Source organism: Bacteroides difficilis, from assembly GCF_048319815.1.
GTDB lineage: Bacteria > Bacteroidota > Bacteroidia > Bacteroidales > Bacteroidaceae > Bacteroides > Bacteroides zhangwenhongii.
In genome coordinates this window covers 4,972,651-4,988,139 of record NZ_CP182814.1, presented here as the reverse complement: position 1 = coordinate 4,988,139, position 15,489 = coordinate 4,972,651, and the positions used below count along the sequence as shown (strand labels likewise).

Here is a 15,489-nt window from a genome sequence, read left to right as displayed (position 1 = left end):
TTATAACAATATGAATAAAGTACTAGTTTCAATTTGCATTGCGGGTACAGCGCTTGCAATGTCTTCATGCCGTTCAGTAGAGAAGGCAATCCCTTTGTCATCAATCAATGGCGAGTGGAATATCATAGAGGTCAATGGCTCGAAAGTGACTCCGGGCGAAAGCAGAACCCTTCCTTTTATTACTTTTGATACTGCAACCGGTCGTGTGTCCGGTAATAGCGGCTGTAATCGTATGATGGGTAGTTTCGATGTAAATGCTAAACCGGGAAGCCTTTCGTTGGGCGCGATGGCGGGTACGAAGATGATGTGTCCGGATATGACTACTGAGAGAAATGTATTGGGTGCTTTGGCACAAGTAAAAGGATATAAGAAAGCAGGTAAGGATAAAATGTATCTTTGCAATGCATCCAATCGTCCGGTTGTGGTTCTTGAAAAGAAGGAGGCTAATGTGAAATTGTCTGTTTTGAATGGAGAATGGAAAATAAAGGAAGCGAATGGCGAAGCAATTCCTTCTGGGATGGAAAAGCAACCTTTCATCGCTTTTGATGTGAAAAAGAAAACGATTCATGGCAATGCCGGATGTAACTTGATAAACGGTGGCTTTGAAACCAGTGCAAGCAATGCTAAATCAATCTCTTTTCCGGGAGTGGCAAGCACGATGATGGCTTGTCCGGACATGGAAACGGAAGGTAAGATTCTGAAAGCCTTGAATGAGGTGAAGTCGTTTGATGTATTATCAGGTGGCGGAATCGGTTTGTATGACGCAAATAATGCATTAGTGCTCGTCTTGGAAAAGTAATAAGTAAGAATAATATATATAATAATAAGGTATGCCTGTGTCGCACATGACGACATAGGCATATTTTTTTTGTTGGCATTGAACCAGAACCGTCTGTATTTGTTTAATGAGTCAGTTGCTGATAGTGTCCGGGTTTGATTGTGTCAGCAGTGTTTTATTTGTTGAAACTGTCTTTTTGGCAGATATTATGTCAAGCATTCGTATAATTTCTTTTTGGCATACGGTTTGTCTTTTAATAAACGTCCGTTTGGGATTACACCCTAGGAAAAGGATGGAAAAACAACCGGACAAAAGAAATTATAGAATAAATAATAAATAAAAAATAACGATCATGGGAAAAATTATTGGTATTGACTTAGGAACAACGAACTCTTGTGTTGCCGTATTTGAAGGTAACGAACCGGTAGTAATTGCAAACAGTGAAGGTAAGCGCACAACTCCTTCAGTAGTTGCTTTTGTGGATGGTGGTGAACGTAAAGTAGGTGATCCTGCTAAGCGTCAGGCTATTACCAACCCTACGCGTACGATTTTCTCTATTAAACGTTTCATGGGTGAAACTTGGGATCAAGTGCAGAAAGAAGTAGAGCGTGTTCCTTATAAAGTAGTGAAAGGTGACAACAATACTCCGCGTGTGGATATTGACGGTCGTCTGTATACTCCGCAGGAAATTTCTGCAATGATTCTTCAGAAGATGAAGAAAACCGCTGAAGACTATTTGGGACAAGAAGTGACAGAAGCTGTGATTACCGTTCCTGCTTATTTCTCTGACTCTCAACGTCAGGCTACAAAAGAAGCCGGACAAATTGCTGGTCTGGAAGTAAAACGTATTGTAAACGAACCGACAGCCGCAGCTCTTGCCTATGGTCTGGATAAGGCTCACAAAGATATGAAGATTGCTGTATTCGACCTTGGTGGTGGTACATTCGATATCTCTATCCTCGAATTCGGTGGTGGTGTATTTGAAGTGCTTTCAACAAATGGTGACACTCACTTGGGGGGCGATGACTTCGACCAGGTAATCATCAATTGGTTGGTACAGGAATTCAAGAATGATGAAGGTGCTGACTTGACTCAGGATCCGATGGCTCTGCAACGTTTGAAAGAGGCTGCTGAAAAAGCTAAGATTGAACTTTCTTCTTCTACAAGCACAGAAATCAACTTGCCGTACATTATGCCGGTAGCCGGTGTACCTAAGCACTTGGTTAAGACGTTGACTCGTGCTAAATTTGAATCTTTGGCTCACGGATTGATTCAGGCTTGTCTTGAACCATGTAAGAAAGCGATGAGCGATGCAGGTTTGAACAATGCCGATATCGATGAGGTAATCCTTGTAGGTGGTTCTTCTCGTATTCCGGCTGTTCAGAAACTGGTAGAAGATTTCTTCGGCAAGACTCCTTCTAAGGGCGTGAATCCGGATGAAGTTGTTGCTGTAGGTGCTGCTGTGCAGGGTGCTGTTTTGACAGATGAAATCAAAGGTGTGGTATTGTTGGATGTTACTCCGTTGTCAATGGGTATCGAAACGCTGGGTGGCGTAATGACTAAGCTGATTGACGCTAACACTACGATTCCGGCACGTAAGAGTGAGACTTTCTCTACTGCTGCCGATAACCAGACGGAAGTTACTATCCACGTATTACAGGGAGAACGTCCGATGGCTGCACAGAATAAATCAATCGGTCAGTTCAATTTGACAGGTATTGCTCCGGCTCGTCGTGGTGTTCCTCAAATTGAGGTTACATTCGACATCGATGCCAACGGTATCTTGAAAGTATCTGCAAAAGACAAGGCTACTGGTAAAGAACAGGCTATCCGTATCGAAGCTTCCAGCGGTTTGAGCAAGGAGGAAATCGAAAAGATGAAGGCTGAAGCTGAAGCTAATGCTGAAGCAGATAAGAAGGAGCGTGAGAAGATTGATAAGCTGAACCAAGCTGATAGTGTAATTTTCTCTACTGAGAATCAGTTGAACGAATTGGGTGATAAGTTATCTGCTGACAAGAAAGCTCCGATTGAAGCTGCTTTGCAGAAACTGAAAGATGCTCATAAAGCTCAGGATTTGGCTGCTATCGATACTGCTATGGCGGAAATCAATACTGCTTTCCAAGCTGCGAGTGCTGAAATGTACGCTCAGAGCGGTGCACAAGGTGGAGCGCAGGCTGGTCCTGATATGAATGGCGGTGCTGGTCAGCAAGATAACAGCAAGCATGGAGATAATGTACAGGATGCTGATTTTGAGGAAGTGAAATAAGCACATAGAGAAATAAGAATACAATATCAAATGGAAAGCGTGTAGCTCAATGAGTTACACGCTTTTCTTGTTTTTGGCCGTACACAATAATATTGCTATCTTTGCGTTATTATTATAAACATCTGTACCTTATTTGTACCTGTAAGAAAAAGTAGATATGATGAGAAGAATAGATATTAAGAACTACAAAATGAATGAATTATGGCAGTAGCAAAGTATAAGATAGTACGGAAATGTCCTGTGTGCGGAGAAGAGTTCTTCGCAAGGACTTTGGAGTCCTGGTATTGTTCACCCAAATGCTCCAAGGTGGCGTGGAAGCGTAAGCATGATGAAGAAAAACGCCAACTTGAACTGGACAAGATTGTAAGCAATATGCCCAAGTCTAAAGAGTATATCAGCATAACGGAAGCGTATGCTATGTTTGGTGCAAGCCGCTCAACCATTTATAGGCTCATCTACATGAAAAAGATTTCCTTCATTGAGCCAGAGAAAGGAATACGACTTGTATGCAAAGGAGAACTAATGAATCTGTTTCCGTTAAGACAGTCTCCGCTTGACACCAAGCCAAGGAAACCAGTTACCATGTACCGCATGGAACCAGAGGATTGCTATACAATAGGTGAGATTTCCAAGAAATTTCATCTGGATGACAGCACCGTGTATGCTCATATACGAAAATACTCAATACCGACCCGGCAAATCGGTAATTATGTGTATGCTCACAAGGAATCAATAGACAAACTTTATAAAGATATAAAACCATTATGAAAAGATTAGATTATACTAAAGTCTCCGTCAAATTAAAGAAAAGTGAGTGGAGAGATGAGTGGTTCATCTATCTTGAAGCTTATCCTGTTTATGAGACGGGAAATGACAAACCCAAACGAGTGCGTGAATATCTCAGGAGGTCTATTACTACCCCTATATGGGATAAACGACGAAGCGAGCGAGCCGTTGCTGGTAGAATAAAGTACAAGCCCAAGCGAGATGACAATGGCGTTATTCAGTGTAAATCCAAGCAAGATATGGAAACTTGCCTTTATGCGGATGGCGTTCGAGTCCTGCGTCAAAAAGAGTACGACAACATGGCTCTCTTTACTGACCAGCAAATGGAAATGGCAGAACAAAGCGAACGCTCAAAATGCAATGTTCTGGAGTATATTGAGAAGTTAATCAAAGAAAGAGAGGAAACTGCGTCAGAATCGATAGTTGTCAACTGGCGCAGATTGCACACACTGTTGTCAATGTTTGCCAAGTGTGACTACATACAGTTCTCGCAGATTGACATGAAGTATATTGAGGCATTCCGTTCCTTCTTGATAAAGGCACCGCAGGGTGGTTCTAAGAAAGGAACTATTTCAAGGAATACGGCATCGACGTACTTCTCTATCTTCAAGGCGGCACTCAAACAAGCTTTCGTGGATGGCTATCTGAATTGTGATATTGCTGCCAAGGCTAAAAATATCATGTTTCAGAGTGCTCGAAGAGAGTATCTGTCACTGGAAGAACTTAATATATTGGCAAAGACTCCGTGTGATGATATACTAAAACGGGCAGCCTTGTTCTCTGCACTGACAGGAATGCGACATAGCGATATTCAAAAGCTTAAATGGTCAGAGGTTGAAGAATACAATGGTGGGTACCGTCTCAATTTCACTCAGCAGAAGACTAAGGGCGTTGAATACATGCCTATATCGCCACAGGCATACAAGCTTTGCGGTGAGCGCAAGAAAGACGGAGAACTGTTGGTGTTTGCCGGACTGCCTGACCCTTCATGGATATCTAGGCCTTTGGAACGGTGGGTAAAAGCATCAGGGATTACCAAGCACATCACCTTTCATTGCTTCCGCCACACCTATGCAACGTTACAATTGGCTAACGGTACAGACATATATACCGTAAGCAAAATGTTAGGGCATACCAATGTAAAAACCACGCAAATCTACGCAAAAGTAATTGACAAGAAGAAAGATGAAGCTACAGAAGCTTTTAAGTTGGACATAGATGAATAGTGATTATCATTTGTAAGCACTTAGTATAGAAGACCACTTGTATCAATAAGTCCTTTATTGTACAGGTGGTTTTTAGTGCCTTTCATTTTCAACATTCTATGTAATGATGCTATTGTTTTGGCACTTTAACCTTTCGTGGAAACCAAACATTTATAACAATAAACAGATAAAAATGAAAAAAGACAGCCTTTTTTGGCTTCTCTCTTTTTGAAGAGAGCAAGCGTGTCCACAAACATGTGGAGTGTACAGAAGACTTCTACAGAGAACTGTATGAGTTGTTTGAGATCGCAAGAAGTTGGTATCTTCAAGCTGAAAAGAATCATATGAAGACAGAGTACTTCATAGAACTATTTGAGCGCAGTCACCAATATATTGACTGTGATTGTGCACGTTGTAAGAACTCGCGACAGATGGCAATTGGCATTATTGGTACTTTGTTTAGAGACTCTAAGTGTGTGTCAATAATCAAGAAAAAAGAAGATTATTCCAAGCAGGAACTTATTGAGTTGTTTCTTCAACATGTGGGTACTGGTCTGCCAATCCTTACCCGAAAGAAATCGTCCATCCTCACTTTGGGATGCCAATTGTCAGACAGACAGATGGATTTGTTGGTAGAACTTGTCCAAAGTCACGACATATTTGATTTTGCCGACAACAGTGATGTGCGTAGCGAGTTGTGTCGCCTATTCAAGTGCGACTTGGACGCATCTATCCGTGTAAAGAATGTACGTAATGTAGCCGTACTGTTTGACGCTATGGCTCAATACCATTTGATAAACAATAATTGGCAATATGTCATGGGAGAAGGTCGCTTCTTAACCAGTATCAAAAAGGATGGAACAGAGAAATTCATAACTTCAAGTTGTCTTTCCTCTTCTCTTTCAAGGATAAGAAGAAACGTTTCCATGACAGCAAGTCAATATGCCATCTGCAAATCCATCGAACAGATATTAAGAGAGGAATAAATCACAATAATTCTGCTAAATGAAAGTAAAAACGTGATAGTTTGGTTGATACTGCCTTACTATCACGTTACTTTTTCTATTTAGTGACAGTCTCCCCATAACTTTGCATCAAAAATCATAAAAAATAATTAGCATGGAAGAAAATAGTATAAGATTTGAAGATATTCCCAACGCTATAACGGGGGTACTGAAAAAGCTGTCATCATTAGAAGACAAGATTGATGGTATATATGAACTTGTTCAATCAGAAAAAGAAGAAACATGGTTTACGGTTGCTGAATTATGTGCTTATCTCCCAACACATCCGGTAGAGCATACCATATATTGCTGGACAAGCAATCGGGAAATACCGTTTCACAAGAGAGGCAAACGCATCATGTTCCTCAAATCTGAGATAGATGAATGGCTTCAAGGAACCAAGGGCAAATCGAAGAACGAGATTCAAAGAGAAGCAGAGGAATATGTACTATCTACACAAAGAAAGAATAGACGGCTAATATAACCGTGCTACTGTCTGTAAACAATTTAATTAAGGTACGTGACACATGAATGAAAGACATTTTAGACTCTATGAGCGAATTGTCGCAATAGAAGACAGTTTGGAGGCTTTGGGACCTATTGACAAACTAATAGAGCGAATCGAGGAATTGGAGAAGATGGTCAAGCAGACCAAAACCGTCTTGGGGTTTGACGAAGCATGTAAGTATATTGGTGTTTCTGAAAGCCTGCTATACAAACTTACAGCCGCAAAAGAAGTTCCACACTATAAGCCAAGGGGAAAAATGCTGTATTTTAATAGAGAAGAAATCGACAAGTGGCTGCTCCAAAACAAACAAGAGGTCATTGGAATGGTAACGAAAATAGAAATTGATAATCCGAAAGAATGAAAATGGAAGAAAATAACAAACATGTACAGCCTAACTCAAAAGAGGAAGGAGTACAGCGTCTCAATCGCATATTGAGCGAATCGTTGATAAAGGCAACAGATACTTATAAAACACCTCCTCAGATTATATGGGTTGATAATTCCAGCATAGCCACATTGGGCAACTTCAGTGCTTCTACTGGTAAGGCAAAGGCGAAAAAGACCTTCAACGTGTCTGCCTTGGTAGCCGCTTCCCTCGCCAACGGCAAGGTACTGAACTATCGCGCCAGTCTGCCAGAGGGGAAACGCAAGATACTGTATGTAGATACGGAGCAGAGCCGCTATCACTGCCATAATGTGCTGGAGCGCATCCTGAAGCTCGCTGGTCTACCTACAAGCATCGACAACGAGAACCTTGACTTTATCTGTCTGAGAGAGTACACGCCCTCCGTCAGGATAGAGGTCATAGACTATGCGCTTGCCCAAGACCAAAGCTATGGACTGGTCATCATCGACGGAATCAGAGACCTGCTTCTCGACATCAACAATGCGGGAGAATCGGTCGAGGTCATCAACAAGATGATGGAATGGTCATCAAAGTATGACCTGCACATCCATTGCGTATTGCATCAGAACAAGGGCGACAATAACGTGCGCGGGCATATCGGTACGGAGATGAACAACAAGGCAGAGACGGTGCTTGTCATCACCAAGAGCACCACCAATCCCGACATCAGCGAGGTGAAGGCGATGCACATCCGTGAGAAGGAGTTCAAGCCGTTTGCCTTTACAGTCAATGAGGAAGGGTTGCCAGAGATTGTCGAGCACACGCCGGAGAAGGAAGAAGGTGACAAGCAACCGTCAAGGTTTACTTACCAAGACTTGACATCCGAACAGCATAACGAGGCGCTGACGGCTGCATTCAAGGAGAAACCTATCAAAGGATTCGATCGCATGGTGGAGGAATTAACGCAAGCCTATGCAGACATTGGCTTTAAGCGTGGCAGAAGCGTCATCATCAAAATGCTGAAATACCTGATTAACGAGCAAAAGCTCATAGTGAAGCGGGATAATCATTACTATTTCGGATATACACCTGCCGAGATTGACCTGTTCCATGAAGAGGAATAAAAACAGTTCAGAAACCAGTTTAGTTTACGTCCGTACCTATATATAAGAAATAAGGCCAAAGTAAACCGAAATCGGAGGCTGAATTGGGAAGCGGAAAAGTAGTTTAGCAAATGGTTTAGTTTACGGGTGTGCCTATATAGGAGAAAGGGTAAAGTAAACTGTTTCCATGGACAAAGTAAAACCGAACAAATGAAAGTACAATGAATATTGAACAATCGAAGAAACTGAGCATTATAGACTTCTTAGACAAGGAGAATGTAACGCTGAAAAAGAAGAAGGGCAATGCCTACTGGTATCTGTCACCCTTCAGGGACGAGAAGACCGCATCGTTCAAGGTCAGCAAGAAGGAGAACCTGTGGTACGACTACGCCATTAAGGAGGGCGGTGACCTTGTGGAGCTGGTAAAGCGTATGTATAACAAACAATCCGTTTCCGATGCCCTTGCCTACCTTGCGTCCAAGAGTATTGCCACTGTGGATAAGGCAATCGAGACCGCTATCGCAGCCAAGGAATACACGACAACCAAGATGAACGATGTGAAGCTGCTCCCACTGAGCAACCATTCTCTGCTGTCCTATTTCAGTAGCCGACGGATAGACATCACCATTGGCAGGATGTATTGCAGGGAGATACACTACAAGGTTGAGCAAAAACATTACTATGGCATTGCCTTTGGCAATCTGAGTGAAGGACATGAGGTGCGCAATCCCTATTTCAAGGGCTGCATCGGGCATAAGGACATCACCCTGCTTGCCCATACGTTCAACGAGTGGCAAAACGGTTGTCTGGTCTTTGAGGGCTTCATGGACTTCCTTGCTTATATGACCCTCGTTAAACAGCAAGACCGATGGTTTGTCGTTGAAAGCCCTTGCGACTATATGATACTGAACTCAGTCGCCAACCTCAAACAGGCATTGCATTACCTTGACCGTTACACCCACATCCATTGCTTCCTCGACAACGACCAGGCAGGACGCAAGACGGTTGAGAGCATCAGCAATGTATTCGAGTACAGGGTGACGGACGAGTCCTTCAGATATGCCGACTACAAGGATGTCAACGACTATCTGATGAGGAAGAAACGAACGGCATCTGAATGACATTATAAAGACGAAAACACCATCATTTGATGCAAAAATGGCTCAAATGCATTGAAATTACATATCAAATCTGCACTTTTTCGCCCAAACATGCTTGATTCTCAATTATTATCCTTATTTTTGCATCGTTTTAATACATTATTAAAATGTAGCAGAATGGAATTGAAAAAAGAAATAAGGATATTGGGCAGACGCTTTGAGGTGGAACCTCGTGCCAAGGAAAGCCTGAAAGGCATCACGGTTGGCGAGAAACTCTCATACCGTTTCTATGATGGCACATACCAAGGCACGCCCCTGCTGTTCGTTGAGCCCAAGAAGGGCAATCCCTCTCCACGGACTTGCGCCATCACGGGCAAGCGGTTGACCGAAGCCCTGGGACTGCCTGCGGTGTTTATCCTTGCGCCCGGACCCACCTACGAGCGACACAGACTGGCAGACAAAGGAGTCTTCTTTGTCATGTCCGAGGAATATGCCCATCTGCCAGGCATCATAGCATTGGAGAAGACAAGCAACAGGAAGATTGCCGAAGTATTGACCCCTGTGGCGCAATACATACTACTCTATCACCTACAGGTGGGCAGTATTGAAGGAATGTCGCCAAGGGATATTGCACCGTTGCTTCCATATTCTTACGAAAGCGTCACGTTGGGTGTCACCTGTCTTGAAGATGTAGGACTGTGTCAAAAGATTCAGAACGGACAGCGCAGCAAGGTGGTACACTTCGAGTTGAAGGGCAAGGAACTGTGGGACAAGGCTCAGAACGTCTTGCTGTCACCTGTGGAGAACCGCATCTTTTGCGATGACATACGCTTGGATGCGGAATACCCCGTATGCGGCATCAATGCCCTGGCACATTATTCCATGCTTAATCGTGACCGGGAAGAGATGATAATGATGACAAGCAAGGAATATCGTGCCGTCAAGTCGGCTGATGTCATGGAGAATCCCAACATCTATGACGGCAACTATATCATAGAGGTATGGAAATACCCTGTTGTCAGCAAAATGGGCGACAAAAGCCAGTGGGTTGATCGCCTTTCCCTTGTCCTTTCGTTGAGAGATGATGATGATCCGAGAGTAGAAAAAGAAGTAGAACGAATAATCAGTGAACAGAAATGGAAGGATTAGTCAAGTTCCGTGAAGCATTTGCGGAATACTCAGAAAACTATGTGGTGATAGGCGGAGCAGCCTGTGACATCACCATGACCAATACCGTGGTGCGTCCACGCGCCACACACGACATCGACATGATAGTCATCGTAGAGAACATGACCGAGGCTTTCGCCAATCGCTTCTGGCAGTTTGTGCGGGAGGCTGGCTATCGACCTGAAAAGAGGAAACAGGAGGCTGGTGAGCCACCAAGGTATGAAATGTATCGTTTCCTTGATGGTAAAGACGGCTATCCCGAGATGATAGAACTGCTGTCACGCCACCCCGACGTGCTTGGAGAGCCAAAGGGATTTGTCATAGAACCTATCCCGACCGATGAAGATGTGTCGAGTCTTAGTGCCATCATCATGGACGATGATTACTATCACTTTACTATCGCACACAGCCAACTGACTGATGGCATACGCCATGCCAATTCCGCTGCCTTGATAGCACTGAAGGCAAGAGCCTACCTAAATCTCATGGCAGACAAGCGGGACGGCAAGCATGTGAACACCAAAGACATCAAGAAGCACCGTTCGGACATCCTGAAAAATGTGGTCATAATGACTGAGGACAACATTGAGGCTCCTGCTTCAATAGTGGCATGTATAAGGGAGTTTGTCGCCTCCATCAGAGCCGACTGGTCAACTCTCGCAGAACCATTGTCAAAGTCACTCGGTCAAGACGAGGCATTTGTGACCGGACTGTTAGATCAACTGGATGAATTGTTTATAGAAGCATGACCAATATGAAGATACAATACGCATCCGACCTGCATCTGGAGTTTGCCGACAATTGGCGGTATCTGAAAGCCCACCCCTTGGAGGTGACGGGCGACATACTGCTGCTTGCCGGCGACATCGGCTATCTCGGCGATGACAACTACTCCAAGCATCCCTTTTGGGACTGGGCATCGGAGAACTACAAGGAGGTGCATTGCTGCATGGGCAACCATGAGTTCTACAAATATTATGATGTGGCGACACTGCCCGACGGCTATCTCTTGGAGGTACGTCCCAATGTATTCAGCCACTACAACGGTATTGCGAGGATTGGCGACACCGACATCATCCTCTCCACCCTTTGGTCGAGGATTCCTTTGGAGGACGCTTACTTCACCGAGCAAGTGATAAGCGACTTCCGCCGTATATTATATAAAGGTGAGCTGATGACCCATGCCCAATTCAATGCTGAGCATGAACGTTGCCTCACCTTTATCAAGGATGCAGTGGCATATTCGCAAGCAGCCCATAAGATTGTTGTCACCCATCATGTACCATCGTTCCGTATGCTCCACCCAAAGTTTCAAGGCAGCAAGGCAAACGTGGCGTTCACCGTAGAGTTGGAGGACTATATCACCGATAGCGGCATAGACTATTGGATATACGGACATTCGCACACCAACATCGATGCCAGGATAGGCAACACCCAATGCTTGTCCAACCAGTTGGGCTATGTTTTCTCTAACGAACATCAGGACTTCTCCCATGGCAAGTACCTGACCATATAGCCATCCACATTTTTTTCATCCACCCTCTTTACAAGCTCTTCCCTATCGGAAGGGCTTTTTTTGTGCCTTTCGAGTTTGATTTTTGAGTATGATTGCGAGTGTAATCAAAATTAGAGTTAAGATTTGGCTCCGCGGAAAGTCATTTCGGTTTAAGATTGAAGAAAAGGTAGTTCCTTTGCATCGGCAATAAGCCAAACCATAGTAAAATCAAACTTGAAAATATGAAGTCATTTGTAATATTCGCCATTGTCGTGACCATAATCTATGTCATCTACTATACGGTCATCATCGTGCAGGATCTGTACGGAAAGCCCAAGGACGAGAAGTCACAGGGCGAGTCGTTTGATGTCAGTGACATGACCGACGAGGAAGAGTCGATAGCGGTCAGCGAGAGCGACGGTGGTTTCAGCGTAGGCGACAACCAATATGAGACAGCCTACGAGGAGAAGCAGCTTGCAGAGCCTACAGAGGAGGCAGCCGCCACTGCGGAAGAGAGCAAGCCTCATGTGCTTGAAAAGATACAAAGCGCAATCGAGAAGAAGATGGAGGAAGTGAATACCACCTATTCCGACCCCATGTATTCGGAAGAATTGAACAACACCATCATCGCCCGCGGTCTTCGTCACAATGGACGTGACATGGTCAAGGTGGAATCACTCAATAATGAGATATGATGTCAAAAACAAGAAGTGCATTTCTATCATTATATGCCGCTTTAACCCCAGCTCTGGCCAGTGCTAAGTGTGGCAACGTGGACTACAGCTGGGGAGCGGACGCACTTGCGAGTGCCCATGACTATGCCGTGACGATGATGCTCTATATCGTTTATCTGTGCTATGCAGTGGCGGGCATCGTGGTCATAGTCAGCGCCTTGCAGATATATATAAAGATGAATACGGGCGAAGAAGGAGTGAAGAAGAACATCATGATGCTGGTGGGAGCCTGCCTGTTCCTCATAGGAGCGACCATCGTCTTCCCCGCTTTCTTCGGTTATCAGATTTGAGATACAGGTGATACGAGATAAGATAACTCAAAGTGTAACAAATTAAAAGGTAAAAAGAATGTTTGAAAGGATTAACAAGAAGGTGAAGGGATTCTTCTCTTCACAGCGCATGAAAACGCTCGCCCTGATGTTGCTTGTCGGCACCACCGCAGCAATGGCACAGAACGCAGCCGGCGACTACTCGGCAGGAACGACCGCGCTTACCACAGTGACGGAGGAGATTGCCAAGTATGTACCTATCGTGGTGAAGCTCTGCTATGCCATTGCAGGTGTCGTTGCAATTGTCGGAGCCATAAGCGTTTACATCGCCATGAGTGCGTCCGTAGTGGTTGCATGATAAATACCTCTTTTGCAAGAGGTTAGGTCAGGGTTCAAGTGACCTACTTCCACCCAAATAAGCCCGAGGGGAAACCTAAAGGTGAAAATAGCACTTTGGGAAAGCAATAAGTCAGTCAATAGCCAGACTGCGACTGAATTGCGAGGGAGAAAGACAGATATGAGGATAAAGTCCATACTGATTGAACGATAGCCCAGCGGCAAAAGATGTAGCTGCGACGGAAGGCTTTTACAAACGTCGCATTGTGGCACTTAGACAACGTCATTGGTGTTATAGCAAAGAACCTGCCACAACGCAACCGCAATAAGCGGAGAAAAGGGCGGAAGTCGTATCCGACAATCTGTCGTGCTAATAGTTATCATGCAGCTAAACGGAGATTACCTAAGTTGGAAAGCCATGCAAGTGGCTATGAGTTTTGGCTCTGAATATCCAATATGGTAACGGAGTTCCCATAGTAGTCCGAGCAAGGTAACGCCTTGTACATGGCGAAGGGGAACAGTTAGTAATGTTTTAATACAAATTTTGAAAACGTGTAAGACGTATGGAAAAATCAGAAAGAGTATTGAAAGCTCTAAGTGACCACAGTCAAAGTTCGGATTATAAGTACGAACGGCTGTATCGGTATCTGTTCAGTGAAGAGATGTTCGCTGTTGCCTACCAACGCATTTATGCGAAACAAGGCAACATGACACCCGGCACTGACGGCAAGACCATCGACGAGATGAGTCTTGAAAGGATTGAAAGATTGATTGTGTCCTTAAAGGACGAAAGTTACCAACCCCACCCTGCACGCAGAGTGTACATACCGAAGAAGAACGGCAAGAAACGTCCGCTCGGTATTCCCTCATTCGAGGACAAATTGGTGCAGGAGGTAGTTAGACTGCTGCTTGAAGCCATTTATGAAGGTCATTTTGAAGGCACTTCACATGGTTTCAGACCGCACCGAAGCTGCCACACGGCATTGGGTATGATACAGAAGTCTTTTGCGGGAGCAAAGTGGTTTATCGAGGGAGACATCAAAGGCTTCTTTGACAACATCGACCACAATGTACTGATAAGCATACTTCGTGAGCGCATATCAGACGAACGCTTCCTCAGGCTTATCCGTAAATTCCTCAATGCAGGGTATGTGGAGGATTGGAAGTACAACAAGACGTATTCAGGAACTCCGCAAGGTGGAATTGTAAGCCCTATATTGGCTAACATCTATCTTGACAAGTTCGACAAGTACATCAAGGAGTACGCAGCCAAATTCCGCAAAGGTGACAGACGCAGCATCAATCCCGACTACTGGCGTTTGAACAATAAGAAGAACAGACTGAAACAGAAGTTGCAGAAAACGTCTGATGAGCAGATGCGGAAAAGCTATCTGTATGAAATTGCCCAACTGAGCAAACAGATGCTGTCCATTCCTCACAAGGATGCAATGGATGCAGACTTCAGAAGATTGCAGTATGTAAGGTATGCGGACGATTTCCTCATATCGGTTATCGGAAGCAAGTCTGAATGCGAGACCATCAAAGCGGACATCACCCAATTCATGAGAGAACAACTCAAACTTGAATTGTCTGACGAGAAAACTTTGATAACACATGCACAAGACAAGGCAAAATTCCTTGGATATGAAATCTTCATCAGAAAGTCAGACGCAGTGAAAAGGAACAAGGACGGAGTACTCAAAAGAGACTTCAACGGCGCAGTGGTGTTAACCCTTAACTCGGCTGTGATACAAAAGAAGCTCACTGAATACAACGCTTTGGAGGTCAGAAACATTGACGGCAAAGACATTTGGTGGTCTAAGCCTCGCAGATATATGACTCCAATGAAGCCCGAGGATATTCTTGCACAATACAATGCGGAAATCAGAGGACTTTACAACTACTATTCACTTGCTACAAACGTGTCCAAAGAATGTGCATCTTTTGCCTTCATCATGAAGATGAGTATGTTCAAGACACTTGGCTGGAAGCTGAACACTTCCGCAAGGAAGGTTCGCCAAAAGTATCAGAAGGACAAGGATTTTGTCATTCCGTACAATGACGCTAAGGGTAAACAGAAGTACAGAGTCTTCTATAATGAAGGTTTCAAAAAGAGAAATGCGCAGTTCGATGTTGACTATGACAAACTGCCACAGACCATGTATGTGCCATATCCAAGCCTTGTAGAAAGGTTGAAGGATGGCAGATGCGAACTATGTGGCAAGGAAGGAAAAGTAGTCATGCACCATGTGAGAAATCTCACCAAGCTGAAAGGCTGTAATGAGTGGGAGAAACTGATGCTCAAAAGACATCGCAAGACACTTGTTGTCTGCGAGGATTGCAACTCAATGATTCAGAACTATGGTAAAGAGTAATATTACTAATGGAAAGC

15 protein-coding genes and 1 pseudogene are annotated in these 15,489 nt (G+C 44.2%); all 16 read left to right on the top strand.

The features are described 5' to 3' along the window. The first annotated feature begins 10 nt into the window (after positions 1–10). On the top strand, positions 11–799 hold the full coding sequence (locus ACNOGP_RS19690) for an META domain-containing protein (RefSeq protein ID WP_007758773.1): 789 nt from the start codon (positions 11–13) through the stop codon (positions 797–799). Positions 800–1,130: 331 nt separating this feature from the next. Then, positions 1,131–3,044, top strand: coding sequence for a molecular chaperone DnaK (dnaK, locus tag ACNOGP_RS19685; protein ID WP_272719485.1), 1,914 nt, complete (start codon positions 1,131–1,133; stop codon positions 3,042–3,044). A gap of 201 nt (positions 3,045–3,245) precedes the next feature. Continuing rightward, positions 3,246–3,812, top strand: coding sequence for a hypothetical protein (locus ACNOGP_RS19680; RefSeq protein WP_005812876.1), 567 nt, complete (start codon positions 3,246–3,248; stop codon positions 3,810–3,812). Then, entirely contained in the window at positions 3,809–5,056 is a 1,248-nt protein-coding gene (locus tag ACNOGP_RS19675; RefSeq protein WP_005812874.1) for a site-specific integrase, read from the top strand. Before ACNOGP_RS19680 ends, ACNOGP_RS19675 begins: the two co-directional genes overlap by 4 nt. Before the next feature lie 410 nt (positions 5,057–5,466). Then, positions 5,467–6,021: a hypothetical protein gene (locus ACNOGP_RS19670; RefSeq protein WP_021935591.1), complete on the top strand. Its 555-nt coding sequence runs from the start codon at positions 5,467–5,469 to the stop codon at positions 6,019–6,021. Between the two features lie 133 nt (positions 6,022–6,154). Next, a complete protein-coding gene (locus ACNOGP_RS19665) occupies positions 6,155–6,523 on the top strand; it encodes a helix-turn-helix domain-containing protein (protein WP_004320284.1) in 369 nt (122 codons plus the stop codon). A gap of 43 nt (positions 6,524–6,566) precedes the next feature. Next, positions 6,567–6,908, top strand: a complete 342-nt coding sequence (locus ACNOGP_RS19660) for a helix-turn-helix transcriptional regulator (RefSeq protein WP_005812869.1) — start codon at positions 6,567–6,569, stop codon at positions 6,906–6,908. 2 nt (positions 6,909–6,910) lie between these two features. Next, positions 6,911–8,017, top strand: a complete 1,107-nt coding sequence (locus ACNOGP_RS19655) for an AAA family ATPase (RefSeq protein ID WP_005812867.1) — start codon at positions 6,911–6,913, stop codon at positions 8,015–8,017. 200 nt (positions 8,018–8,217) lie between these two features. Beyond that, positions 8,218–9,117 (top strand): toprim domain-containing protein, encoded by a 900-nt coding sequence (locus tag ACNOGP_RS19650; RefSeq protein WP_005812865.1) that lies wholly within the window; start codon positions 8,218–8,220, stop codon positions 9,115–9,117. Between the two features lie 156 nt (positions 9,118–9,273). Further along, complete coding sequence (locus ACNOGP_RS19645) at positions 9,274–10,245, top strand: hypothetical protein (protein ID WP_005812863.1); 972 nt, start codon at positions 9,274–9,276, stop codon at positions 10,243–10,245. Between the two features lie 119 nt (positions 10,246–10,364). Next, positions 10,365–11,012 (top strand): hypothetical protein, encoded by a 648-nt coding sequence (locus ACNOGP_RS19640; protein ID WP_227191525.1) that lies wholly within the window; start codon positions 10,365–10,367, stop codon positions 11,010–11,012. Beyond that, complete coding sequence (locus ACNOGP_RS19635) at positions 11,009–11,779, top strand: metallophosphoesterase (protein WP_007837351.1); 771 nt, start codon at positions 11,009–11,011, stop codon at positions 11,777–11,779. Before ACNOGP_RS19640 ends, ACNOGP_RS19635 begins: the two co-directional genes overlap by 4 nt. Before the next feature lie 221 nt (positions 11,780–12,000). Beyond that, positions 12,001–12,453, top strand: a complete 453-nt coding sequence (locus tag ACNOGP_RS19630) for a hypothetical protein (RefSeq protein ID WP_005812857.1) — start codon at positions 12,001–12,003, stop codon at positions 12,451–12,453. Continuing rightward, positions 12,450–12,782 (top strand): DUF4134 domain-containing protein, encoded by a 333-nt coding sequence (locus tag ACNOGP_RS19625; protein WP_005812854.1) that lies wholly within the window; start codon positions 12,450–12,452, stop codon positions 12,780–12,782. Before ACNOGP_RS19630 ends, ACNOGP_RS19625 begins: the two co-directional genes overlap by 4 nt. A 58-nt stretch (positions 12,783–12,840) precedes the next feature. Further along, positions 12,841–13,098: pseudogene (locus tag ACNOGP_RS19620) on the top strand (DUF4134 family protein); the annotation flags it as partial. Positions 13,099–13,660: 562 nt separating this feature from the next. Next, complete coding sequence (gene ltrA / locus ACNOGP_RS19615; protein WP_060451334.1) at positions 13,661–15,472, top strand: group II intron reverse transcriptase/maturase; 1,812 nt, start codon at positions 13,661–13,663, stop codon at positions 15,470–15,472. The last annotated feature ends 17 nt before the right edge of the window (positions 15,473–15,489 follow it).